This window comes from Paenibacillus sp. JT31N7 (genome assembly GCF_059692095.1).
Window position 1 is genome coordinate 85738 of sequence record NZ_JCAUAT010000007.1, and the last position, 22516, is coordinate 108253.

Annotated in this window: 22 protein-coding genes, 1 tRNA gene and 1 riboswitch; of the genes, 11 read left to right on the forward strand and 12 right to left on the reverse strand. The window is 56.4% G+C overall.

Annotated elements, in window-relative coordinates; translation table 11 throughout:
- Positions 1 to 5: 5 nt before the first annotated feature.
- From AC58P5_RS23780 to AC58P5_RS23790, 3 genes are all read right to left on the reverse strand, one after another.
- Positions 6 to 1154: an MGDG synthase family glycosyltransferase gene (locus AC58P5_RS23780; protein ID WP_497391022.1), complete on the reverse strand. Its 1149-nt coding sequence runs from the start codon at positions 1152 to 1154 to the stop codon at positions 6 to 8.
- A gap of 64 nt (positions 1155 to 1218) precedes the next feature.
- A complete protein-coding gene (locus AC58P5_RS23785; RefSeq protein WP_497391024.1) occupies positions 1219 to 2388 on the reverse strand; it encodes an MGDG synthase family glycosyltransferase in 1170 nt (389 codons plus the stop codon).
- 281 nt (positions 2389 to 2669) lie between these two features.
- A complete protein-coding gene (locus AC58P5_RS23790) occupies positions 2670 to 3527 on the reverse strand; it encodes a glycosyltransferase family 2 protein (RefSeq protein ID WP_497391026.1) in 858 nt (285 codons plus the stop codon).
- Between the two features lie 337 nt (positions 3528 to 3864).
- On the opposite strand from AC58P5_RS23790, the gene AC58P5_RS23795 reads away from it, so the two are divergent.
- Positions 3865 to 4563: a response regulator gene (locus AC58P5_RS23795; protein WP_497391028.1), complete on the forward strand. Its 699-nt coding sequence runs from the start codon at positions 3865 to 3867 to the stop codon at positions 4561 to 4563.
- Positions 4564 to 4642: 79 nt separating this feature from the next.
- Here AC58P5_RS23795 and AC58P5_RS23800 read toward each other — a convergent pair whose 3' ends face one another.
- Positions 4643 to 6493 (reverse strand): ATP-binding protein, encoded by a 1851-nt coding sequence (locus AC58P5_RS23800; RefSeq protein ID WP_497391030.1) that lies wholly within the window; start codon positions 6491 to 6493, stop codon positions 4643 to 4645.
- A 234-nt stretch (positions 6494 to 6727) separates the two neighbouring features.
- Here AC58P5_RS23800 and AC58P5_RS23805 point away from each other — a divergent pair, with 234 nt between their 5' ends.
- Positions 6728 to 6967 (forward strand): hypothetical protein, encoded by a 240-nt coding sequence (locus AC58P5_RS23805; RefSeq protein ID WP_497391032.1) that lies wholly within the window; start codon positions 6728 to 6730, stop codon positions 6965 to 6967.
- Between the two features lie 333 nt (positions 6968 to 7300).
- Positions 7301 to 7960, forward strand: coding sequence for a thiamine diphosphokinase (locus tag AC58P5_RS23810; RefSeq protein WP_497391034.1), 660 nt, complete (start codon positions 7301 to 7303; stop codon positions 7958 to 7960).
- A 250-nt stretch (positions 7961 to 8210) separates the two neighbouring features.
- On the opposite strand, the gene AC58P5_RS23815 is transcribed toward AC58P5_RS23810, so the two are convergent.
- Positions 8211 to 8741 (reverse strand): YfiT family bacillithiol transferase, encoded by a 531-nt coding sequence (locus AC58P5_RS23815; protein WP_497391036.1) that lies wholly within the window; start codon positions 8739 to 8741, stop codon positions 8211 to 8213.
- 233 nt (positions 8742 to 8974) lie between these two features.
- Positions 8975 to 9075, forward strand: a riboswitch (purine riboswitch).
- A 186-nt stretch (positions 9076 to 9261) separates the two neighbouring features.
- Here AC58P5_RS23815 and AC58P5_RS23820 point away from each other — a divergent pair.
- Complete coding sequence (locus AC58P5_RS23820) at positions 9262 to 9873, forward strand: xanthine phosphoribosyltransferase (RefSeq protein WP_497391038.1); 612 nt, start codon at positions 9262 to 9264, stop codon at positions 9871 to 9873.
- Complete coding sequence (locus AC58P5_RS23825; RefSeq protein ID WP_497391040.1) at positions 9857 to 11191, forward strand: nucleobase:cation symporter-2 family protein; 1335 nt, start codon at positions 9857 to 9859, stop codon at positions 11189 to 11191. Before AC58P5_RS23820 ends, AC58P5_RS23825 begins: the two co-directional genes overlap by 17 nt.
- 42 nt (positions 11192 to 11233) lie before the next feature.
- On the opposite strand, the gene AC58P5_RS23830 is transcribed toward AC58P5_RS23825, so the two are convergent.
- A complete protein-coding gene (locus AC58P5_RS23830; protein ID WP_497391042.1) occupies positions 11234 to 11494 on the reverse strand; it encodes a hypothetical protein in 261 nt (86 codons plus the stop codon).
- 117 nt (positions 11495 to 11611) lie between these two features.
- Between AC58P5_RS23830 and AC58P5_RS23835 the strand changes: the two genes are divergently transcribed.
- Entirely contained in the window at positions 11612 to 13195 is a 1584-nt protein-coding gene (locus AC58P5_RS23835; RefSeq protein WP_497391044.1) for an S-layer homology domain-containing protein, read from the forward strand.
- Between the two features lie 236 nt (positions 13196 to 13431).
- Here AC58P5_RS23835 and AC58P5_RS23840 read toward each other — a convergent pair whose 3' ends face one another.
- The 4 genes from AC58P5_RS23840 to AC58P5_RS23855 all read right to left on the reverse strand — a co-directional run bounded on the left by AC58P5_RS23840 (position 13432) and on the right by AC58P5_RS23855 (position 16027).
- Positions 13432 to 13887 (reverse strand): MarR family winged helix-turn-helix transcriptional regulator, encoded by a 456-nt coding sequence (locus AC58P5_RS23840; RefSeq protein WP_497391046.1) that lies wholly within the window; start codon positions 13885 to 13887, stop codon positions 13432 to 13434.
- A 22-nt stretch (positions 13888 to 13909) separates the two neighbouring features.
- Complete coding sequence (locus tag AC58P5_RS23845) at positions 13910 to 14389, reverse strand: glutathione peroxidase (protein ID WP_497391048.1); 480 nt, start codon at positions 14387 to 14389, stop codon at positions 13910 to 13912.
- A 246-nt stretch (positions 14390 to 14635) separates the two neighbouring features.
- Positions 14636 to 15373, reverse strand: a complete 738-nt coding sequence (pyrH, locus tag AC58P5_RS23850) for a UMP kinase (protein WP_497391050.1) — start codon at positions 15371 to 15373, stop codon at positions 14636 to 14638.
- A 210-nt stretch (positions 15374 to 15583) separates the two neighbouring features.
- A complete protein-coding gene (locus AC58P5_RS23855; protein ID WP_497391052.1) occupies positions 15584 to 16027 on the reverse strand; it encodes an Lrp/AsnC family transcriptional regulator in 444 nt (147 codons plus the stop codon).
- A 153-nt stretch (positions 16028 to 16180) separates the two neighbouring features.
- Here AC58P5_RS23855 and AC58P5_RS23860 point away from each other — a divergent pair, with 153 nt between their 5' ends.
- Positions 16181 to 16741 carry a cysteine hydrolase family protein gene (locus AC58P5_RS23860; RefSeq protein ID WP_497391054.1) on the forward strand — a complete coding sequence of 187 codons (561 nt, stop codon included), beginning with the start codon at positions 16181 to 16183 and terminating at the stop codon, positions 16739 to 16741.
- Between the two features lie 208 nt (positions 16742 to 16949).
- The gene (locus AC58P5_RS23865) at positions 16950 to 17417 is read left to right on the forward strand and encodes a DUF2691 family protein (protein ID WP_497391056.1); all 468 of its coding nucleotides are present in this window, start codon (positions 16950 to 16952) and stop codon (positions 17415 to 17417) included.
- 180 nt (positions 17418 to 17597) lie between these two features.
- Here AC58P5_RS23865 and AC58P5_RS23870 read toward each other — a convergent pair whose 3' ends face one another.
- Both AC58P5_RS23870 and AC58P5_RS23875 read right to left on the reverse strand, forming a co-directional pair.
- Complete coding sequence (locus AC58P5_RS23870) at positions 17598 to 18791, reverse strand: MFS transporter (RefSeq protein WP_497391058.1); 1194 nt, start codon at positions 18789 to 18791, stop codon at positions 17598 to 17600.
- A gap of 135 nt (positions 18792 to 18926) precedes the next feature.
- Positions 18927 to 18998 (reverse strand) — tRNA-Thr (locus AC58P5_RS23875).
- A gap of 249 nt (positions 18999 to 19247) precedes the next feature.
- On the opposite strand from AC58P5_RS23875, the gene AC58P5_RS23880 reads away from it, so the two are divergent.
- The 3 genes from AC58P5_RS23880 (at position 19248) to AC58P5_RS23890 (ending at position 22420) form a co-directional block, all read left to right on the forward strand.
- Positions 19248 to 20480, forward strand: a complete 1233-nt coding sequence (locus AC58P5_RS23880) for an SPL family radical SAM protein (RefSeq protein ID WP_497391060.1) — start codon at positions 19248 to 19250, stop codon at positions 20478 to 20480.
- A gap of 305 nt (positions 20481 to 20785) precedes the next feature.
- Complete coding sequence (locus AC58P5_RS23885) at positions 20786 to 21448, forward strand: NUDIX hydrolase (RefSeq protein WP_497391062.1); 663 nt, start codon at positions 20786 to 20788, stop codon at positions 21446 to 21448.
- A 72-nt stretch (positions 21449 to 21520) separates the two neighbouring features.
- Complete coding sequence (locus AC58P5_RS23890) at positions 21521 to 22420, forward strand: SDR family oxidoreductase (RefSeq protein WP_497391064.1); 900 nt, start codon at positions 21521 to 21523, stop codon at positions 22418 to 22420.
- Positions 22421 to 22516: the final 96 nt, after the last annotated feature.

Consider the following 22516-nt stretch of genomic DNA (forward strand, 5'->3'; position numbering starts at 1 on the left):
CGTTCTCACCTCGCTCGTTCGCTGCTGCGGGCAGGATGATGCCCGATCTCTTCTAGAATATGCGAGACAATCGTCTGGCCCGCATTTTTTTTGTACAGATTGCGGACGGATGTGCGGGCCGATTCCGGCGGCCATTCACTGCGGATAACCCGCCCGACCTGCCGGACAAGCTCATCCGGGTTAAAAGCGGCCAGCGCCGCGCCCTTTTTCACGAAATAATCGGCGTTTTCTTTCTCCTGCCCCAAGAACGGACGGTAAACGATAACGGGTACGTCCAGCGCCAGGGCCTCGGACAAAGTAACTCCGCCCGCTTTCGTAATCATGCAGGCGGAAGCGGCCATCAACTGGTGGATGTCCTCCACAAAACCGTGCACGCACACGCGCTCCTGTCCGGCGAAAGCCGTTTCAAAATACCGCTTCAAGCGCTCATTACGGCCGCATACGAGAACGATTCTCACGTCCGGAATCTCTCTCAGGAGCTTGGCGCAGAGCCCTCGCAGACCTTTCAGCACGCCGTACGCACCGGCCATCAGAAGCACAAAAGGAGCCGCCTGTCCGGCCTCTCCGCTTGTTAATTCGGCGTTCCCCTCTCCTGTATCCTGAAAGGAAGGCCGCAGCGGGATACCGCTGACTTTGATGTTATCCGCCGGTACGCCTTTCGCGACCAGCAAGGTTTTCAACTCTTCCGAAGGAACGAAATAATGCCTTACATCCGGGTGAATCCACCGGGAATGAAGATCGTAATCCGTCACGATCGAGAATGTCGGAATCGTCCCGCCGCAGTGCGTTCCCGTATCGGGCATCCCCTTGAGGGGGAAGGTGTTCACCACCGCCGCCGGCTGATGTTCGCGGATCATTTGGCGGAGCTTGCGGTCTCCGAGGGAGTGGAGCCATCTGGAAAGCAGGGCATCCGCCCGCATATCCTGCGTCAGGTAGTAGCTAAGGCCGTACAGGCCGATGGAAGATGTTTTCAGATACACGAAGCGGGTGAAGGAATTGAACCAGGGATGCGCCTGGGCGAACAAGTCCACAAGCTCTACGTTGCTGACGCCTTGAGTTTCAAAGCTCTGCCGCAGGGCCCGGGATACTTGCAGGTGGCCGTCTCCGTAACTGGCATAGAGGATGAGTATTTTGGCATCGGGGTTCATGGGCATAACCACGCTTCCTGTTATGGAATAGGGTTATTATACGAAGTTTGCGTAAACATTATTGGCGCTTTTACCAAATTTCTTGTAAAGCCGCCGCATAGCGCCGTTCGCTGCGGGTTTCCAGCACGATGCGCACCGCTTCGGCCGAAGCGTTGGACCGGCGTGTTCTTCCCAGGTTCTCCCGCATGGTATAAAGCAGCGCCGGACTTCTCAGCAGAACGCCCAGTTGACCGATCAAGTCGTTCATGTTCTTCGCTTTCACGGCGATCCCCGCCTGCAGCAGGAAACGGGCATTGTCCTCTTCCTGTCCCGGAAGGGACTTGTAGATCACGATCGGCAGCTTCATGGCCATCGCTTCCGAGATGGTAAGGCCCCCCGGCTTCGTGACGAGCAAATCCGCCGCGGCCATCCATTCGTGTACGTTGTTCACGTAACCGGTAGCGAGGATCCGGTGGCGGGAATGAGCCGCCAGCTCCGTAATCTGCGCGCGGAGTTTCTCGTTGTTCCCGCAGACGACGACCATCTGCGTCCGGACCGGCAGCGCTTCGAAAGCTTCGAGCTTGCTCGCCATCTCGCCGCCCATCATCCCGCAGCCTCCTCCCATGAAAAGGATCGTCGGCAGCTCGGGGTCGAGTCCGAGCAGGCGGCGTGTCTGGGCACTCTCGTAGGTGCCCTGAAATTCCGGCCGGATGGGGATGCCCGTTACCTCGATGCGCCCTGCAGGCACGCCCGCCTGGATCAGCCCATCCCTGACGGTGTCGGAACCGACCAGGTATTTGTCGGTCTCCGGGTAAACCCAGTAGCTGTGGTCCGTGTGATCCGTTATGACCGTTGCCGTAGGCACATCGTACAGCCCGTAAGCCCGGACCGCGGACATCGCTCCCGCAGCCGGAGGGAAGGTGGAGACGACCACCGTCGGCTCCACTTCACGGAGCAGCTTCATCATGCGGCCGAGGCCGAACCGATTGAACTGCTTTAAAATATACGAGAAAAAGTTGGCTTCTCTCGTTTTGTTGTATACATATCCGTACGCCGACGGGAACGTCTGGAGTCCTTTTAAAAACATGTACCGCCCGATGGAATTCATGAAGGGATGCGTCCACTCCATAAAATCGAGCAGGACCGTCTCCGCTCCCGGATACCTCTGAGCGATCTCGCGGCGGATCGCTTCCGCCGCCTGTTTATGCCCGTCTCCATAGCTTCCCGAGAGAATCAATACTTTATGTCCGTTCTTTTTCATGGTCCGCAACCCTTTCCGTTAACCTTGTTCTTGTCACTATTCTACTCGGTCGGGAGGGGGAATCAGAACCGACTCACGACGGTTTTTATACCTGGTCTTAGGTCCAGGTAGCCCATTTCCCCGCCGACTCTTCGGACATCCGGCAAGGCAAAACAACAAAAAGCCTCCGGGCAGCAGCGGCTGCAGAAGGCTTCTGTTCTAAGAGGTTGCGCTTGGTTGAGTGAGCTTCTGCGCCGTCAATCCGTTATCCGTACCGTACGGGGGTAAACACGGATGCTTCGTTAAACAGACTCGGTTTGTTCCGCCAGGCGTGAGATCACCGGCTCGCCGTCCCATATAATCGAGGATGGGGCTTCTCTTTGACGCATGTGCGGTTTATCCAGCAGGGTAAAAAAGTTTTCCGAAGGCAGTTCACCCAGACCGTGCTTGGCGCACAGCCTGCCGAGGTACGGGTTTCCTTCCTGCCGGTTTCCCGAAACATTGTCCCCTTTCGGCGAGAAAGCGTAAAGAACGCTCGCAACGGGCACTCTGGCAATTTTATAAGAACCGGCGGTTCGGAGGAAGAAATCCCAGTCCCAGTAATGATGCACATCGGGATCGTAAGCGCCCAGGGTGTCGTGAATCGCCCTCCGGTACAGGGTGCCCGACGGGACATACGTCGAAAATTTCCTCATCTCCGCGAGATCGAACTCGTAAGCGAACAACCGGCGGCTGACCGGGATACGCGTGCGGCCTTCCACCCGGTAATCAAACAATTCCGCGTCGGAATAGGCGAAGTCCGCTCCCGTCTCTTCGAGAGCGGCAAGCATGCGCCTGATATGCCCCGGCGTCAGGAGATCGTCGTCGTCGCACAGCAGGATCAGCTCCCCCCGGGCAATACGGAGCGCTTCATTGCGGGCATGCACATGCTTCAAATTGACCGGCTGGTTAATAACCGTAATAGCCAGCTCCGGATAAGCTTCCGCCACAAAATCCACGGACACGCCCGCATCGTTCACAACCAGGACTTCCAGGTTCGTGTAGTTCTGCGCCGCCAGCGTCTCCAGCAGCTCGCCCAATACGTAAGGGCGGTTATATGTAGGAATAACAGCCGATATAAACGGCTCTTTGGGTGTTTTCGGTGCTTGCGGTTCTCTCACTTGGCGATCGTTCCTTTCCTTTTGCAGCAAGAGTCATCAAATCGTTTCCTCTCTACTATACATGATGATGCCCGTCCGCGTCTGTATGTTCATAAGCCTGTTGATAAGTATGCTTTTCTATGTCATTATGAATAAAGATTTTCAAAAATAGGACTATGTGCCTACACATAATACCTAGTCATTTACGAAACCAAGGATTTTTTCTTTCATTTTAGACAAAAAAAGGATAGAATGTAGGGTATAAACCTTTTTTGTTAGGAAAAAAGTAACGGATTGTCAAGTTACACCTGGAGTTTTTTTCCTTTTAAAGCACGGGCAGCAACTAGGAGGTTTCTTCATGCAGGCAAGTAAAATTCTTGTTGTCGACGATGATCACCATATTTTGGAGATCGTTTCCCTGTATTTACGGCGTGAGGGCTTCGAAGTCATCACCGCCGATCACGGGGATCATGTGCTACAACTGGTCACGGAACAACGTCCCGACCTTATTCTTTTGGACATTCTGCTTCCCGGCATGGACGGTATAGAACTGTGCCGCCAACTGCGGAAAACAAGCGACATCCCGGTTATTTTCCTGTCGGCGAAGAGCGAAGACATCGACATCATTCTCGGTCTGAGCATAGGAGGAGACGACTACGTCACGAAACCGTTCAGCCCCGCGCAGCTTGTCGCCCGCGTGAAAGCGCTGCTTCGGCGTTGCTCTCCGTCCCGCAATCCGGCGGATCAGCACGTGCTGAAATTTCCGGATCTGGAGATCGATCTGCACAGTCATATCGTCAAGGCTCAGGGGCGTCCTATCGCCTTGTCCGCCAAAGAATTCGATCTGCTCAGCCTGCTGGCGCAGAATCCGAACCGCGTCTACCGGATTGAGCAGCTTTTCGAGCAGGTCTGGAGCCTGGAGAGCTTCGGCGATCCACGGACTCTCATCGTTCACATCAGCAACCTGCGCAAAAAAATCGAGCCCAACCCGTCGGACCCCCGGTATATCATTACCGTACGCGGAGTCGGCTACAAATTCAACGGTAATCCGGTCTGACCGGATGCCGGAACGGTAACGGAAGGGTACGGCACCCTGGCACGGCGGCACGGCACGAAAAAACGGCGTAACCAGACGGTTACGCCGTTTTGATATGGACGGGCAGTATGATATCAATGGTCGTTCCGAGGCCCAGACGGCTGGACACCCGCAGGGTACCGGCATGGTTCTCGATAATTTTGTTGCTCACCATGAGGCCCAGCCCCGTCCCGCTTTCTTTCGTCGTAAAGAACGGTTCGCCGATCCTCCCAAGGTGGCCGGGCTCGATTCCTTTTCCCTGATCGGCGAAACGGATTCCCACCCTATTCTTAGGCAGAGCGGCCACCGTAATATGCAGCAGCCCTCCTTCCGGCATCGCTTCGATCGCATTTTTCACCATATTAATGAAAACCTGCTTGAGCTGGTTCGGATCGCAGTCTATCTTCGGAATCGCGCCTTCTTCCTCAAGAATGGCGCTCACTCCCGCCTCTTTGCGCTGGTTATCGAAAAGCTGGAGCGTTTCCTTGAGCAGAGGCAGCACTTCGTGCCGGTCGAAACGGCTGTTCACAGGCTTGGACAGCAGCAGAAAGTCGTCGATGATCTCGTTCATCCGGTGCACTTCCGAGCTCATCATGCCGAGATAAGGCGCATCCGGCGCCTGCTTCCGCGAAAGCTGCAGAAAGCCCGAGATGATCGTTAGCGGATTGCGGAGCTCGTGAGCCATGCCCGCGGCCATCTGACCGACGAGCGAAAGCTTCTCCGAACGTTTAAGCTGGAGCATGATGTCCGCAAACTGGCGGATGAGCAGCACGATCAGCAGCAGGATAAAGACCGAGACGCCCAGGTACGTCATAGGCGAAAACCGGATCATAATGTTCAGCCGGTTCTGGAAAATATCGATCAGGCCGGTCAGGGAAATAACCCCGATTCCGACCAAGAGCAGCTTGGCCCCCCGGTTTCCCTTCATCGCGCAGACCGCCGCCCGGACGATCACAAGGGGCATGCTTACAATCAGCAGCAGTTGGTACCAATCAACGATTTCCACGACGGAGATTACACGGCAGGCGAGCAAAAGCAGAGCTCCCGCACTGTAAGCAAAATGCAGCTGCCAGGCTCTTCTTATGTAAGCGCCTCTGCCGGAACCGAGCAGCTCCTCCACAAATAGCAGGATACCGATTACGCCTCCGAACAAAGCGACCAGTTCCGCATAGGTCAGTATGGCCGGGTGATCGAATACGAGGTAGACGACCGATGACCGGCAGATGCTGTAAATGCCGAAAGAGACGGAAAATAGGCTGAAATTAAGAAAAACTTTGTGGCTTCGCAAACCGAGAAAAACACTAAATGCTACGATGCCGGCCAGTATGTAGCTGACACCCAGCACGGCCCGGAAAAATTCCTGCCGGACCATCTGCTTGACAAAACCGCTTTCGGAGCCGTACATGGCCCCGTCCTCTATCCCGATATTCCGCGACTCCGACTGGAGATGTATATACAGCATCCCCTGCGAATTTTCCGGCAGCGGGACAATTCTTCTGGGCGTCCCGTAATAGCGATACTTCCGCCCTTCCTGCCAATCTCCGAAGCGGTAGGCGAGCCCTTTTTCCGTATACACTTCAACATTGTCGAAGGCGCGGACAAGCAGGCTCGGATCGTCCGCTTTATAGGAAGGGAGCGGGACTCGCAGCCACAGATGGCTGCGGCCCATCCGGTCCTGCGGATTGAGCAGCTGCCCGGCGCTTTTCCAGTCCCCCGTGCTGTGCGGGGGCACTCCCGTTCGTCCGGTCCCCTCTTCTTCCGCCCAGCAGTACTCCCAGTTTTCCAGAAGGACCGGCGGGGCACTCACGCGCATAGGCGGAGAAGGTTCAGCCCCGACGTCTTTCACCCCGACGAATAAGAAAAGAGCCGCAAATACGAGCCCTAATGCAATAGCTTGAATAAACTTAGTCATGTTCTACCCTCTTGCCAACCTCAATTGCCGATTTTTCAACAATTCTTGGTTTTTCTGTAAGTAGATGTGGTTCTTTACCTACTTTTCGATTCGGAGGGACCGTTTCCTGTCCCTCTATCAAATTTTTATGATTTTCAACAATTATCGACATTTTATGCGAAAAAGATTAGAACTCAACCGAAATTTTTTGTCGAAATAAGGACCATATTATAAGAAGAGAAAGGAGGGTGAGTCATGTCCAAAGACAAAACCATGGACCCTATGAGCCACGAAACAGTTGAAACGGACGGCATTTATGCGGACGAAGCCGGCCGGGAAGTCACGTTAAAACGAGGCGATAAGTTCCCCGCCGATCTTGTACTGGGCGAAACGACTTGGGAGATGAAAGGCTTCTCCCTGAACGAAGCGGAAATCGATCACCAGCAGACAGAAAATACGCCGCCGCGTCTTCATGTTAAAACCGGCGACCGGTAATTGCCGAAAAGCGGGCCTCCGGGCCCGTTTTTTTCCGCACCTCTACCCCCTTACGCACCAACCCGGAATAGGTCTCAAGCTTCCGTTTCCGCATCGTGATCGTAGATGAGGCTCTTGACGAGTATCGGCCGGCCGGGGGTTAATTTCCTGCCTTGCCGCCGGGTTGACCTTCCGCCATGCGAGGCTGCAAGGAACCGCCCGGAATTCGCACATGCCGGAAAATTGTATGCCTTCGCCCGCTGCTTCGTGTTCTTCCCGTTCGTTTCCGGTTATCGGAAGCTGTGGTATAATGAAGCTTCCATTTTAATGAACGGAAGGAGCCGTTGTGCCGTTATGACGCTTACGCAGCAGCGGATTTTCATTGTCACGGGGGGAGCTTTCGGCCCGTGGGCGGACGAGCATCTGAAAACACTGAACCCCGGTACGGATCTTCTCGTCGGAGCCGACCGCGGCGCTCTCCGTCTGATCCGCAGCGGTTACCGCCCCCGGCTCTCGCTCGGGGATTTTGATTCCGTCACGCCAGAGGAACTCGCCGAAATCCGCCGCGGCAGCGAGGAATTTATAGCCTGCGATCCCGTGGACAAAAACTGGACGGATACGGAGCTGGCTTATAACTGGGCATTGGACCGCAGTCCATCGGAAATCATTCTTCTTGGCGCCCTGGGCACCCGCCTCGATCATACCTTGGCGAATATCCACCTGCTCCGCAAAGGAACGGAGGCCGGAATCCGCTCCCGGATCATCGATGATCACAACGATATCGAGCTGGTGCAGGACAGGATCGAGATTACCGCCGGTCCTTACGCCCAGGTTTCTCTTCTCCCCTTGACGACCGAAGTAACCGGCATTACGCTGACCGGCTTTCAGTATCCGCTGGAAAATGCGACTCTCCAGATCGGACAGTCGCTCGGAATCAGCAATGTGCTTCAAGCCGGACAAGGATCGATCTCCATCGGCTCGGGACTTCTCCTCGTGATCAGAAGCAGGGATTAAAGGCCGGACCGAACCGGCGCCGAATTTACCGCCCTTCAATTGGAATCATATGTAAGTTATTTGATGACGATTGATTCTCAAACACTTATGTAACAAGACTCCGGCACGATCCCAATTGGAACATTTTAGTACGTACCGGCTTAAAAATCAAACAAGCCCCGGAGCGGAAGGGAGTTTCCCGCCGTTTCCGGGGCTTGTTTGTGCAGGCTGAGCCTCCCGAAGGAGCCCCTGCGCTTACCCGCCGCGCCATTTACTGCCAATTCATCCGCTCTCTAAGCGAGGTAATATGAGCGGTATGATGCTTGCCGTGCCAGACATACAAGCCGAGACCGCGCGCCAGCGTAGTCGGCCCGTTCACCGGATGCAGGAACGTCCGGGCCCAGCCCGCTTCATCCACCGTGCGGAGCCACCGCACCCACCGGTCGTGCAGCGCATCCAGCAGCGCCAGCGAAATCTCCGGCGGAGCCGTCTTTCCGTCTTCGAGTTCCGCCCACAACTGCTCTTCATAGGGCTTGATGACAGGCTCCCGCTCCGTCGCGCCCAGCTTGAAGCGGACATAGCTGTTCATATGGCTGTCCGCCACATGGTGGATAACTTGACGCACGGTCCAGCCGCCGGGGCGGTAAGGCGTATCGAGCTGCTTCTCGGTCAGTCCGGAAGCGGCCCTGCGCAGCCGGGAGGGAGCGGCCGCAAGTTCGTCGAGCCAGGCCTGAATTTGTTCCGGGGAAATCTCTCCCTCGTAAGTAAAAGTTCCGATCGGATAACGCAAATCTTCTCCCATATCGTTAACGCCTCCTCCGCTTTTGGGCCATTATAGCACAAGCCCCTGCCGCCGCCGAAACACTTTTCCCCTTTCCTTGGACATGACAAGGGTCAATTCCCTCCTCGTCTGCCATGAACTGGCATATAAGCGAACAAAGGAAAGCCGTTTCCACCAAAAAGTTCGGGTTTTCGACATTTTCTTCTTTTCAATCCTCCGTTCTCTGGAGTATAATGAAGCCATCATTCAACAAGCCAACCGAAAATCAGCCAGCTCGTATAAAGGCAGGAATAGGCCTGCCAGTCTCTACCCGGTCACCGTAAATGACCGGACTACGGGTGATGACAAATTCCGGATCCACGGACGGTTTTTTACCGCAGGAAGACCTTTGCGTCCTCTCTGGGGAAAACCCCATTCCGCGGCATGTGCGGTTATTTGCCTTTGTCACTCGATGAACACGGCCCTATGGGGTCCGGTGCAGATTCGGGTTTTTTGCGTTTTTCGTTTCAGCTCATTATTTCATTTTATGGGGGATGCCAGCATGGAGCTATTAAAAAGAAAAATCGAAGATGAAGGAACGGTCCTGTCCGGACAAGTTCTCAAAGTGGACGCTTTCCTGAATCACCAGATCGACCCGGTTCTGATGTTTGAAATCGGCAAAGAATTCAGCCGTCTCTTCGCCGGCGAAGGCGTAACCAAGGTTCTGACGCTGGAATCCTCCGGCATTGCCCCGTCCGTGATGGCGGCGCTCGAAATGAAGGTGCCCGTCGTGTTCGCCCGCAAGCAGAAATCGCTCACGCTGACCGACAATCTGTATGTAGAACGCGTCTATTCCTTCACCAAACAGCAAACGAACGAAGTCACTGTGGCCAAAAAGTTCCTGTCCGCCGATGACCGCGTCCTTATTATCGACGACTTCCTCGCCAACGGCGAAGCCGCTCTCGGCCTGGCCAACATCGTCAAAGCGGCCGGCGCCGAAGTAGCCGGTATCGGCATCGTGATCGAAAAGTCGTTCCAGCCGGGCGCGGACAAGCTCAAGGCCGCCGGCTACCGCGTCGAGTCGCTCGCTCGCATAGCTTCGCTGGATAACGGGGAAGTCACCTTTATGAACAACAATATCTCCGAGGAGGATACTCATGCTCAACTGGTTTAAGACCGGCTCTCTCGGACTCCAGCACGTTCTCGCCATGTACGCGGGCGCCGTGATCGTACCGATCATCGTAGCGGGCCAGCTTCATCTCCCGCCCGAGCAGCTCTCCTACCTCATCTCGATCGACCTCCTCACCTGCGGGATCGCGACCCTCCTCCAGGTTTGGGGCAACCGGATCTTCGGCATCAAGCTGCCGGTGATGCTCGGCTGCGCGTTCCAGGCTGTCGCTCCGATGATCGCCATCGGCGGCCAGCACGGCATGACGGCGATTTACGGCTCCATCATCGCATCCGGGCTGATCATCTTCGTGTTCGGCGGCCTGCTCGGCAAGCTCGCCCGCTTCTTCCCGCCGGTCGTCACCGGCTCTGTCGTCACCATCATCGGCCTGACGCTCATCCCCGTCGCCATTCAAGACATGGGCGGCGGCCCGAACAGCGCCGATTTCGGCAGCCTGCAAAATCTGGCCCTGTCTTTCGGGGTTCTGCTCTTCATCCTGCTCATGAACCGCTTCTTCGGCGGCTTCATCCGGGCCGTCTCCATTCTGCTCGGCCTGATCTTCGGCACGATTGCCGCCGGCTTCATGGGCAAAGTCAGCTTCCAGGGCGTGCTTGACGCCTCGTGGTTCCATATGGTCCAGCCGTTTTATTTCGGCGTCCCGACCTTCCATCTCACGTCCATTCTGACCATGACGCTTGTGGCCATCGTATCCGTTATGGAATCGACCGGCGTGTTCATGGCGCTCAGCAAAATCTGCGACAAAGACCTGACGGACCGGGACCTCGCAAGAGGCTACCGCGCGGAAGGACTCGCAAGCATCATCGGAGGCCTGTTCAACTCCTTCCCTTACACGACTTACTCGCAAAACGTCGGGCTTGTCCAGCTGACGAAAGTCAAAAAGAGAAGCGTGATCGCCTCTGCCGGCGTTATCCTTATCCTGCTCGGCTCCGTGCCCAAAATCGCGGCGCTCACGATGCTGATCCCGACTGCCGTACTCGGCGGAGCTACGATTGCCATGTTCGGGATGGTCGTGTCCTCCGGCATCAAAATGCTTGGCTCGGTAGACCTGAACCAGCATGATAATCTGCTGGTCGTGGCCTGCTCCGTGGGCATGGGCCTCGGCGTAACGGTAGCGCCGACGCTGTTCAGCCACCTTCCCGAGAGCGTGCAGATTCTGACCGGCAACGGCATCGTAGCCGGAAGCTTCACGGCGATTGTGCTGAACCTGATTTTTTCCATCGGCAAATCCCGCTCCAAAGCTCCGGCAGACCACAACGCTCCGGGCCAGGAAAAACATGAATTCAGTCTGAAGGCGTCCAGCTGACACTGGCTGAATTAACCGATCCCGCTTAGAGTTTCTCGAACCCTAAGCGGGATCGGCTCCGGAAACCGCTTCGCTCCACAGAGCCGAAGCGGTTTTTTGGCGTTTAATCCGACGTTCGCCCTTTTGCTGCTGCTTTAGCGCCCGGTCCTGACGTTCGCCCTTCTGCCGCGGCTGCGACGCCCGGTCCCGACGTTCGCCTCTCTGCTGCGGCTTTGGCGACCGGTCCCGCTGCATCCCTCTTTCCGGCGTCCGCTCCCGGCTGCGCGGCTCTTGGGCAGGAGTCGAATCTCGCCGGCCGTGCACCCTTCTAATAATTGCGGATGCTTCAGCCGATATAAACGATAAGTGAAACGGACCGCCGTGTCCGTCGCTTATACGTCTTTATACGCACCCATCACTCGAAATGAAGAGGAACCCGATATGAACACTAAACTTTTATCTTTGAAAATCATCCTGGCGATTTTACTCATTCTGCCGTTGTTTCCGGCAGGGCCTGCGCGGGCGGGCTTAACCTCCACCCCGTTCCCGGATGTGGACAGCGCGAAATACAGCTGGGCGGTCCAGTCCATCACCTTTATGGCTCAAAGCGGTATTTTGCAGGGATATCCCGACGGAACCTTCCAACCCGGCCGCTACGTAAGCAAGGCGGAATGGGCGGTGATGGTTTACCGGCTGTTCGACAAATACCGGCCGAGCTTAAGAACGGACATATTGAATTACAGCAGGGCATCATACGCGGACGTCCCCTCTTCTCACTGGGCTTACCGGGAAATCAGCGATACGTTCGTCGGAGTCGCGGATACGACCGTCACCTCCCGTAACGGCAATCCCCTGTTCAATCCCGAATATGCGTTTACGCGCTGGGACCTGGCTCTGATGCTGTACGGGCTATACGGGATAAACGGAGGACCGGAATCCACCAACGTATGCGGCGACATGAACCGGTTCAAGGATATTACGACCCGTCTGTTTAATACCGAGAACGAGCTGGAATCTTTCCGGAAAACGGACACCCGCTACAACTCGGAACTGCCGCCGGGCGGGATTTACCCGATTCTTCTTCTGAAGGAAGCGGATGGTACGTGCGGAGCCAATTACGACGACTACAGCGCACTGGCCGCCAACTCGCTGCTTGAAGTCCACAAAACCGGGATTCTCACGGCGGATGCGAATGGGAAGTTTTATCCGTCGGCCAAGCTGACCCGCGCCGAGGCGGTGACGGTGCTTCACCGGATTCTCGATCACCTGAAGACGCAGGGAGTTCTCGGGAATTATTCCAGCATCAACCCTTCCGGCATTCTCCGTCCGGTTCCCATGCCGGCTCCTAAGCCCGGGGAAGCGGCGGAAGGACCGGGACCGTTCGATCGCGACCTCCAGCGGGACGGCGAGTTCAACACGATCGTTTACCCGAACGGGAAAAAGTACATGCGGCTCGAGCTGACATCCAAAGATGCCGCAGATCTGTACCTGTACATGAACGGAGACATTGCGTTCCTCCGTCAGGAAGAGCTGCCCCGGTACGTCCAGGTAGACCGCGTCAGCCAGATCGGGATCAAGTCCCAGAGCCGCAATCCCGAGAAGCGGTCGCCGCTGGCCGCCTACCCGGCTACGCTTAAGGTGACGTTCCACGACGAGATTTCCTCGACGGGAACCGGCACGGGCAAGCCGGGCAAAGACAACGGCAACGGCGGACAAACCGGCGGCGTGACGGCACCGCCCGGAGCGGCGGCCGTGCAGGACCTGAAGAGCCAGGGCGAGATCAATCAGACTTTTGCCCCGAACGGATCGAAGTACATGAATGTTAACCTGATCTCCCAGGATAAAGTCGATCTTTATGTGCAGCTCGGGACGGGCACCGCTTTCCTGAAGCAGGAGGAACTGCCGGCCAAGATCAACGTGCAGGGCATGTCTTCCGTTACGGTCAGAACCCAGAGCCGCAATCCGGAGAAACGCACCAGCCAGCAGACCTACAACGCTTACCTGTATGTAACTTTCTCCAACTGACAGCAGGTCCGGTAGGAGCGTTTGCCGGGAACGAGATTGCTCACCTGCCCAATATGAGGCAGTCATAAGGAAATCAAGAAAATAAAATCCAAAAAACGCAAGGTTCTCTTTTCGAGATCCTTGCGTTTTTCATAGCTGGATTCAGGTTACGGCTGTCTCCAGATACCACGCCCCTAACCCGTCCGGTGAACGGATCGAAAAGAGCGCGGATTCGTGAAACGTTCGGCGTCATCCGCCTATTCCCCGCTGTTGCGGTTAGCGTGGTTCACCGCCGCAAGTAGCTGCTTCACCTGCTCCAGCAGTTCGCCGGCCTGTTCTTCCGTTCCGCCCGCGCGGGTCATAAGCTGAGCCGGAATGCACGTGCTGGGCTGCTCCAGCGCGCGTCCTTTGTCCGTCAGCGTGATGACGACACTCCGCTCGTCGCGGCTGGAGCGGGTGCGCTTCAGTAGGCCGGAAGCTTCCATTCTTTTGAGCATCGGAGTCAGGGTGCCGGAATCGAGAAAGAGCCGTTCGCCGAGCTCTTTTACGGTCGATTCGTCTTTTTCCCACAGCACGAGCAGCACCAGATACTGAGGGTACGTCAAGCCCAGCTCTTCAAGCATGGGGTGGTACATCCGCGTGATCTCACGCGAACAGGCATATAACGCAAAGCAAAGCTGATTCTCAAGCTTAAGCTTAGATGGTGAATTCATAGGGCCTCAATCCTTATTCTGCTTATTCCGCCAGCAGCTTCTCGATATCTCCGGAAATTTTGGACGGAGCGGTCGTAGGCGCATATCGGCTGACCACGTCACCCGAACGGTTAACGAGAAACTTGGAGAAATTCCATTTGACCTCTTTGGACAAAATTCCTGCCGTATGGCGGGTTAAATATTGGAACAGCGGGTGCGCGCCGTTTCCTTTGACATCAATTTTAGAGTACATCGGAAACGTAACGCCGTAATTGACCTGGCAGAACTGCTCGATCTCCTCATCGGATCCCGGTTCCTGCTCCATAAACTGGTTGCTCGGAAAACCAAGTACGACAAGACCTTGGTCCTTGTAGGCGTCATAAAGCTCCTGCAGTCCTTGATACTGCGGGGTGAAGCCGCACTTGCTCGCCGTGTTGACGATGAGCAGCACTTTGCCCTTATAGTCTTCAAGCGGTTGTTCTTCTCCGTTAATCCGTTGAGCCGTAAACTCATACACACCCATCTTCATAACCTCCCGGGTTTATTCGACTGTTTCCATTAAATTGTGCAAAATTAAAACATCTAAAATTAATATACGTCTGCGGGAAGAAAAAGTCAAATCACCTTGGGAATGGATGCGCCTAGAGCCGCTGCCGGCTCCTTCCCCTTCGGCTTTTGTTTCACGCCGGAACCGGCACCCGTGTCGTTCATTCGAAATCCGGACCGGCATGTCCGTGCGCCGGTGTTCCGGTGTTCCGCACTGCGGCTTCTACACGCTGAAAGTCAGCTTCGCGGCTTCATGGATCGTGGTGCCCGAATGAATGCCGGTCACGATCTTTTTCATGGAACCCGGCTTGTCGAAGTTAAACACGTGAATGGGCATCCCGTAGTCCCTCGCGAGAATAAAAGCGGACTGGTCCATCACCCGCAGATCGCGCTGAAGCACATCGTTGTAATGCAGCGATTCGTACATGCGGGCATCCCCATATACGTTCGGGTCCTTGTCGAAAACGCCGTCCGTCCCCTGCTTCGCTACCAGAATGGCATCGCAGTTGACTTCGATGGCCCTCTGGACCGAGGGATAATCCGTCGTAACGAAAGGCTGGCCGTTACCGCCCGCGAAGATGACGATGTAACCTTTTTCCAGATGGTGGATCGCTCTCAAACGTATATACGGCTCCGCCACCGACGAAACGGGAATCGCGGTCATCACGCGCACTTCGGCATTCGTTCTCGCTTTCAACACGCCGCGGAGCATAAGGCTGTTAATGACCGTAGCAAGCGTGCCGATGTTATCGGCCTCCGCCCGCTCGATGCCCCAGTTCTCTCCCATATTCCCGCGGAAAATATTGCCTCCGCCGATAACCAGCGACACTTCAACGCCTAGCTCCAGCACCGACAAAATTTCACGGGCGATGTGTTCCAACCTCTCCGGGTCGAATCCGAAATCTCCGCTTCCGGCTACCGCTCCTCCGCTCAGCTTGATCAACACGCGTTTGTACTTCATCCCTTCACCTCCGGAAAAATAAAAAACACCAAAGCCTGAACGGCCTCAGTGTTCCAAATAGGAAATAGGAAACGATGCAAGCTTCTGAACATCCCGGTTCCACCGCTTCATATCCCCCACACCTTTCCCAATGTCTCAAGAAACTATTATAAGCGTATGAGCAAAGATTGCAAACATGAACGCGGCCCGCCGGATTTCTTCATGAAAACTTTACAGGACCGATTCCTTCACAGGCAGAATCGGAGCCTGAGCGAGCGGCGAGGACAAGACCACGAGCGTGGAAGGCTTGCCGAATTCCATAGACGCGTCGATAAAAGTCTCCAGCTCGCGGACGGTGCTTGTCACCAGTTTGGTCAAATAGCTGTAAGGTCCCGCGATGCGGTGGCACTCGGCAACCTCCGGAACCTGACGGACAAATTCCACATACCTGCGGCAGTGCTCCGTCTCCATCAGGATATAAGCGATGACCGCTTTACCTACGGCTTCCGGAGATACGACAGCCCGATATCCCGTCAAAACTCCCTTATCTTCCAGGCGCCGGACCCGTTCGGCGGCCGCAGGCGACGTAAGACCCACCTGCTTGCCGAGCTCCGTCATACTCATTCTCCCGTTCTCCTGAAGCAGCGCGAGTATGCTGCGGTCTGTCTGATCCAACTCTTTCTCCCCCTGCTCTTTCTTTTTTAAAACGCAGCCGTTCAAAAGCTTTCAAAGTCAAGGCGAACGGATTCTTTTCCTTTCAGTATAACCTGTAATCCGAGTGCTCTGACAAGTAAAATGAATACCAACTACGAAAGGAGCTGTTAACCGATGCAATTAACCGATAAAGCGGTTCTGCTTGTTATTGATGTCCAGAAGGCGTTTGACGATCCGCGCTGGGGCAGGCGGAACAACCCCGAAGCGGAGAGCAACATCGCCCTTCTGCTGAAAGCCTGGAGAGAGACCGGACGGCCGGTTATCCATGTGCAGCATATCGGGGTGACGCCGCAGTCCTTGTTCCGAGCCGGCAGCGCTTCGGTAGAGCCTAAGCCCGAGGCGCTGCCTATGCCTTACGAAGCCGTTATCCGCAAGTCGGTGAACAGCGCCTTCATCGGCACGGACCTGGAGGCGCGTCTCCGCGTGCTCGGCTGTACCGAGGTGGTCGTCACCGGCCTCACGACCAACCACTGCGTGGAGACGACCGTCCGCATGTCCGGGAACCTCGGGTTCCGTACGATTCTCGCAGCCGACGCTGCGGCGACTTTCGATCGTACGGGCCCGGACGGACGCCTTCATGCGGCCGAGGACATCCACGCGATGACGCTGGCGAACCTGCACGGGGAGTTCGCCGAGATCGCGGATACCCGCATCTTGCTGGATGCGGTGAAGTGAGCGGGGCTGCGGCGGACGGACGGCGAAGCCTGTTTTTCTTTTAGGTGACAAAAAGTCCATGGCGTGTATGATTAAAGCAGCGAATGTTTTGCGGGGCTGATGACTCGCATCTTCAACCATTTACAGGGTGAGATACAAACACGCGATTCCCGAGTAAATACCGGCTTCTTACAGCCGTTACATCCTTTATTCCAAAGAAGGTGAACGTGTGAAAAGAGGGATCAGCTTTCTGCTGCCCAATCTTTACGGAACTCCGCTTGCCGACTTGCTATCTCCCGTTGAGCTTACCGCGTACAATTGGCTGGTTGATGGCGTAGAATCCTATGTCCTTGAGGAAGACAGGCTAGGGGAGCTACTTTTTCCAAATCCCATCGAAACGATGGACGGCAGCCGTTTCAAGGAACGGATCTGCACCGGCAGGCATTACCTGATTTTCGTGGACATCAAAGCTTTCCCCGCAGGATCGACGGTGCAGGAGGTTACAAATTACGGGCAGTTTACGTCCTCCGGCTGCGAGCTTGCACTGATTATCGTGGATTCGGTTTATACCGCTCTCTACTGTAAAGATCGGGAGCTTCTGGCCCGTCTTAAGGAAAATGCCGTCCGGCAGGGCTACACAGATGTCGCTTACATAACGGACGACAACGATTGCCGGACCGGATTGGTGGCGTTTTAATTCCCGAAGGGTTGAGCTTCTCTCAACTGGCCGTGATACAGGGAACCGGCGGCAGGGCTGCTATTCGTCGAAGCGGCGGTGTGCCGAATATTCCTTGGCCGACGGCCCCCTCCCCCTGCACAAAAAAGCGGTTCCGGATAGCCCGGAACCGCTTTTTCTTTTATATGGAAAGCACACGAACTATGCCGTATGGACGGTCTTGGACGTTTTGCCGCCCATTGCCTGAAGCGCCTGGAGCCCGATAAATCCGCACATCCCGATGGCCCCGTATATCACCCACGGCCAGACCGTGCCGCCATACTCGCCGATGAGCCACGTCCCCAAATAGTTGCCGATCGACCCGCCGATGGCGTAAGAGAGCCCGAAAGCCCCGTAGAAGGCGCCCGTATCCTCGTTCATGCTGTACTCCGCAATTGCGATGTCCACCCCCGGCAGCACAAGCGTTTCGCCCGAGGTAAACAGCAGCACGCAAAGCAGGACCCAGAGTACCGAGGGAACCCACGGAACCGCGAGAAGGCCGAGCCCGATAATAAGCATCCCGTATTTGACGATCACGGCAGCGGAATTTCTCTGAAAAACGCCCCGCAGCAGAAACATAAACAGAACCGCATACAATCCGTTGAAAAACACAACGCTGCTGACCAGCCGCGCGTTTTCGCTCAGCCGGTAAACTTCGAGAGGCAGCGAGACGGATAACTGCGTGAACAGGATCCAGAACATCACCATCGCACCGGAAAAAGCGAGAAACGGTCTGTTTCGCAGCACTTTTTTGTAGCTGTCGAGCATTTTGGCCGAGTGCCGGCCTTTCGGAAAGCTTTTGGCCTGTGTCAGAAGCAGCAGCGAAACCAGGAGAAACAGAACGCTTCCGAAAAGCATCGGATACGACGTTTGAAAACTGACAAGAATGCCTCCCGTTACGGCTCCAAGAACCGCACCCGCGTTCAGCGCCTGATTGAAGTAGGTGAACGCCCGTCTTCTTAGAGCATGCGGCAGGTTGCCGAACAGCGATTTGATGGACGGCTCGTACATGGCCGGGCCAATGCCGATAAAACACGCAGCGAGCACAAGTCCGCCGAAGCTGTCCAGCGCGTAAATCCCCAGATACCCCACCGCAGCCAGAAAAGTCCCGGCTACCAGCATCGTGCTGTAGCCGATCCGGTCCCCGATCATGCCGGAGAAGAACGGGACCACCTGGTTGATCAGCAGGGCAACCGTCAGGACGGTTCCCGACTGCCAGGCGGGAAACTGCAGCGTATGGGTCAGGTAGACGGTCAGAAACGTAAACACGGAAAACCGGCCCATGTTAATGAAGACGGTAGCCGCTATGATTTTCCGGGCAAACCCCGGCAGGGTCGTGTTGTGCGTATTTGGCATCGTGATAACGTCTCCTTACGTCATGAATTCTGCCGTATGCGGCCGTGCGGTCCGGGAAATCGGCATATCCGGGCAATATAAAAACGCGACCCCTCGAAAGCGAGAAACCGCGTTATTCCAATGGTTGTATAAAGATGCTGGTGAAGGGAATTGAACCCCCGGCCTACGCATTACGAGTGCGTTGCTCTACCCCTGAGCTACACCAGCATATTCCGAAGTAAATCATGCCGGGCCAAACCGACATGTATAAGAATATACCCGCCCGCAAAAATTGTCAAGACTCTTTCCGACCTCTTTCGGCTGACAAAAACAAGATCCGACAAAGCTCGTCCCAACCCGGTATAACAAGGAAAAATCAGTCAGGTTTCTCCTCGTATGAAGTCCGCGTCAGATATGATATACTAAACGCAAACATACGTTCTTATTCACTATTCTGAAACGGGAAGGTAACCAGCTATGAACCCTGTCCGCTATGAAAAGATTACGGCCAAACAAGTGCTGAACCCGGTGAAAACCCCGGCGATGCCTTTCGAACATTCCATCAATCCGTACCGCGGCTGCCAGCACGGATGCAGCTTCTGTTACGCACGGGCGATGCACGCATTCCTCGGGCTGAACGGCGACGATACATTCCGGACGAATATCCTGATGAAAGAGAACGCGCCCGAAGCGCTGCGGGAGCAGCTCCGCAAAGCCGCACGTTCCCGCAAAGGGCTGGCCGGGATCGGCCGTATCGCCATCGGAACGGCAACCGATCCGTACCAGCAGGCGGAAGGCCGCGCCAAGCTGACGCGCGGCTGCCTCGAGGTGCTCACGGAATATCCCGTGCCGCTGACGATTACGACCCGATCCCCGCTGATCCTGCGGGATTTGGACCTGCTCCGTAAGCTGCCCGTATACGCCGCGAATATCAGCCTGAACACGCTGAATCGGACGACCTGGCGCAACTTCGAGCCGGGCGCCCCTTCCCCGGCGAAGCGGCTGGAGACGGTGCGCGCACTGACCGATGCCGGGATACCGACCGGCATCTTCATGGCCCCCATGCTCCCTTACATTACCGATGGCCGGGATGAGCTCGAAGAGCTTATTGCGGCCGCGGCGGAGCATGGCGCGCAGTTTGTGATGGCGTCGTACCTGCGCCTGAGCGCCTCGGACGTCAAGGTGTGGTTTTTCGAGACGATCCGGCGGCACTACCCGCAGCTCGTCGGCAAGTATGCCAGGTTGTATGCCGCCTCCGCCTATGCGCCTCGCGAATACCGCGATCCCGTCCGCACGTACATCGACGGGCTGCTGGAGGGGTACGGGCTGCGCGACATGGACGACGAGGAAGAAGCGCCTCGTCCGGAGGAGCGGGCCGCCGCAAGCGCCGCTGTCCCAGCACCCGGCCGTTCAAGCGGGAAGCCGCTTGAAATCGCCTGGGAGCCGCCTGCGGCCGATCCCGCCAGTGCCTGCGGCGGTTGTGCTGCGGCTAACGCGGATCCTGCCGGGGACGGCGGATTCGCCGGCGCAGCCGAAGACAGCGCAGGCCGCAGGGAATTCGCCGGCGGTTCAGGCATGGCGCGGCGGGGCGCCGGTACACCCGGCGCAGCTCAGGCAGGCGTGGCCGCGGCCGGCACGGCAGCCGCGGCGGGGAAGCTCTTGCCGCTTGCGCCCGACTCGCCCCCGGCGCAGCTCGTTTTCTCCTTCTGAGCTACTGCGCTCTCAAGGAGTTCTCCCTTCGCGCTCCATTAGAGTCCGGGTTGCTCCGGGCTCTTTTTTCGTTTACGCTTCAAGATAAGACATAGGCTGGAGCCGCGTTCCGGGTAAAGCCGGATCGAAACTCCTCCAAGACACGGAGCTTATTTTACCGGAAAACGGGGCCCGGCTGCCCAACTGCCTTTCCCAACCTGACGAGGCCTGCAGAATCCTCCGGACAGCCGCAGCCCGCAGGATTATAACCCGGTTATGCGCAGCGGCTTTAGCCTGCCTACTTTTTAATAGAAAGAAGGAATTCCATGACGCCCGAAATGTTCGATATTTACGACGAAAACGCCAACCGGATCGGGACCGCTTCACGCGAGGAAGTCCATACGGCCGGGTACTGGCACCAGACCTTTCACTGCTGGCTTGTCCGGCCCGAGGGAGAACGCCGCATGGTGCTGTTTCAGCTCCGCTCGTCTTCCAAGGATACGTTTCCGGACCGTTTCGATATTACGGCGGCAGGCCATTTGACCGCAGGCGAAACGATCCAGGGAGCGTCCCGCGAGCTTCAGGAGGAGCTGGGCCTCTGCATTCCGTTCGACAGGCTCTCTCTTCTGTTTACCGTGCGCACCGATGAGCGGGGAACCGTTCGCGGCAAACCGTTTATCGACCGCGAAATCAGCCACGTCTTCGGTTATGCCAGCGATTGGCCCCTGGAGGCGTACACGCTTCAAGAGGAAGAAGTCTCCGGGTTGTACGAGGCCGAGCTTCACCGGCTGGCCGCTCTTTTCGAAGGCACGATCGACTCCCTGGAAGTCAGCGGCGTTTTGGCGCAGCCTGCGAATCGGCCCGGGGACGGCAGCTTGCCGCGTTCCGTTCTGACCCGTGAATCGGTCCGCGCCGTTACCAAGAAAGATTTCGTCTCCCATCCGGACGACTACTATCTGCGCGTGTTTGAGCTGCTCGCGAAGATCTAGGCACTCGAACGGGCACGGAGGAATACGATGGAGCATGATAATCGCCTATCCTTATTATTCAGGAGGTTCAGCATGTATCCCATCTATCCTTATGTCGGCAAAGAAACGAAATGCGAGGAACAGCCGATTCCGTTTCCCGCGCAGCATCAGCCCCGCCAGCCCGGCATCGAATCGGAAATGGTTCCCCGGCCGATTGCCGAGAACCCCTATTACACCGGCAGCGGCAAGCTGCTGGACCGCGTGGCCCTCATTACGGGCGGAGACAGCGGCATCGGCCGCGCGACGGCCATTTCTTTCGCCAAGGAAGGCGCGGCGGTGGCTATCGTGTTTCTGTACGAATGGAGCGACGCCGAGGAGACACGGGCCCGGATCGAGCAGCTCGGCGGACGTTGTCTCCTCATTCAAGCGGATCTGCGTGCGAAAGCCGCCAGCTGCGAGGTCGTCGCCAGAACGTTATCGGCGTTCGGCCGACTGGATATTCTGGTGAATAACCATGCCGTTCAATTTCCGCAGCAAAGCATTCTGGATATTTCCGAGGAGCAGCTTTACGATACGTACCGGACCAATATATTTCCGTTCTTCTTCATGACCCAGGCGGCTCTGCCCCACCTGTGCTGCGGGTCTTCCATCATCAATACCGCCTCCATTACGGCTTACAGAGGCCAGAAGGATCTTATCGACTACTCGTCCACCAAAGGCGCGGTCGTCTCTTTCACGCGCTCTCTCGCCCTGTCGCTCGTGGACGAAGGCATCCGGGTAAACGCGGTCGCGCCGGGCCCTATCTGGACGCCTCTTATTCCCTCCAGCTTCTCGGCGGAAGAAGTCCGTACTTTCGGGACGGAAGTGCCGATGAAGCGGGCCGGTCAGCCGTTCGAGCTGGCTCCCGCGTACGTGTACCTGGCAAGCGACGACTCCAGCTACGTGACCGGGCAGACCATTCACGTCAACGGCGGAGGGATGGTCACGTCCTAAGCGGATCGGTAAAGCCGCCTTCTCCTGCGGTAAGGCGGCCGGTCAGCCAATACCCAGGAATCCTTTATTGCTTTATCAGGGTAAAAGACCTATAAT

Coding starts and splice junctions, on each gene's coding strand:
- AC58P5_RS23780 (WP_497391022.1), bottom strand. CDS start 1,154: ATGCCCATGAACCCCGATGCCAAAATACTCATCCTCTATGCCAGTTAC.
- AC58P5_RS23810 (WP_497391034.1), top strand. CDS start 7,301: ATGACGCTTACGCAGCAGCGGATTTTCATTGTCACGGGGGGAGCTTTC.
- AC58P5_RS23885 (WP_497391062.1), top strand. CDS start 20,786: ATGACGCCCGAAATGTTCGATATTTACGACGAAAACGCCAACCGGATC.
- AC58P5_RS23845 (WP_497391048.1), bottom strand. CDS start 14,389: ATGGGTGTGTATGAGTTTACGGCTCAACGGATTAACGGAGAAGAACAA.
- AC58P5_RS23890 (WP_497391064.1), top strand. CDS start 21,521: ATGTATCCCATCTATCCTTATGTCGGCAAAGAAACGAAATGCGAGGAA.
- AC58P5_RS23785 (WP_497391024.1), bottom strand. CDS start 2,388: ATGAAAAAGAACGGACATAAAGTATTGATTCTCTCGGGAAGCTATGGA.
- AC58P5_RS23825 (WP_497391040.1), top strand. CDS start 9,857: ATGCTCAACTGGTTTAAGACCGGCTCTCTCGGACTCCAGCACGTTCTC.
- AC58P5_RS23870 (WP_497391058.1), bottom strand. CDS start 18,791: ATGCCAAATACGCACAACACGACCCTGCCGGGGTTTGCCCGGAAAATC.
- AC58P5_RS23860 (WP_497391054.1), top strand. CDS start 16,181: ATGCAATTAACCGATAAAGCGGTTCTGCTTGTTATTGATGTCCAGAAG.
- AC58P5_RS23815 (WP_497391036.1), bottom strand. CDS start 8,741: ATGGGAGAAGATTTGCGTTATCCGATCGGAACTTTTACTTACGAGGGA.
- AC58P5_RS23795 (WP_497391028.1), top strand. CDS start 3,865: ATGCAGGCAAGTAAAATTCTTGTTGTCGACGATGATCACCATATTTTG.
- AC58P5_RS23840 (WP_497391046.1), bottom strand. CDS start 13,887: ATGAATTCACCATCTAAGCTTAAGCTTGAGAATCAGCTTTGCTTTGCG.
- AC58P5_RS23820 (WP_497391038.1), top strand. CDS start 9,262: ATGGAGCTATTAAAAAGAAAAATCGAAGATGAAGGAACGGTCCTGTCC.
- AC58P5_RS23800 (WP_497391030.1), bottom strand. CDS start 6,493: ATGACTAAGTTTATTCAAGCTATTGCATTAGGGCTCGTATTTGCGGCT.
- pyrH (WP_497391050.1), bottom strand. CDS start 15,373: ATGAAGTACAAACGCGTGTTGATCAAGCTGAGCGGAGGAGCGGTAGCC.
- AC58P5_RS23835 (WP_497391044.1), top strand. CDS start 11,612: ATGAACACTAAACTTTTATCTTTGAAAATCATCCTGGCGATTTTACTC.
- AC58P5_RS23880 (WP_497391060.1), top strand. CDS start 19,248: ATGAACCCTGTCCGCTATGAAAAGATTACGGCCAAACAAGTGCTGAAC.
- AC58P5_RS23805 (WP_497391032.1), top strand. CDS start 6,728: ATGTCCAAAGACAAAACCATGGACCCTATGAGCCACGAAACAGTTGAA.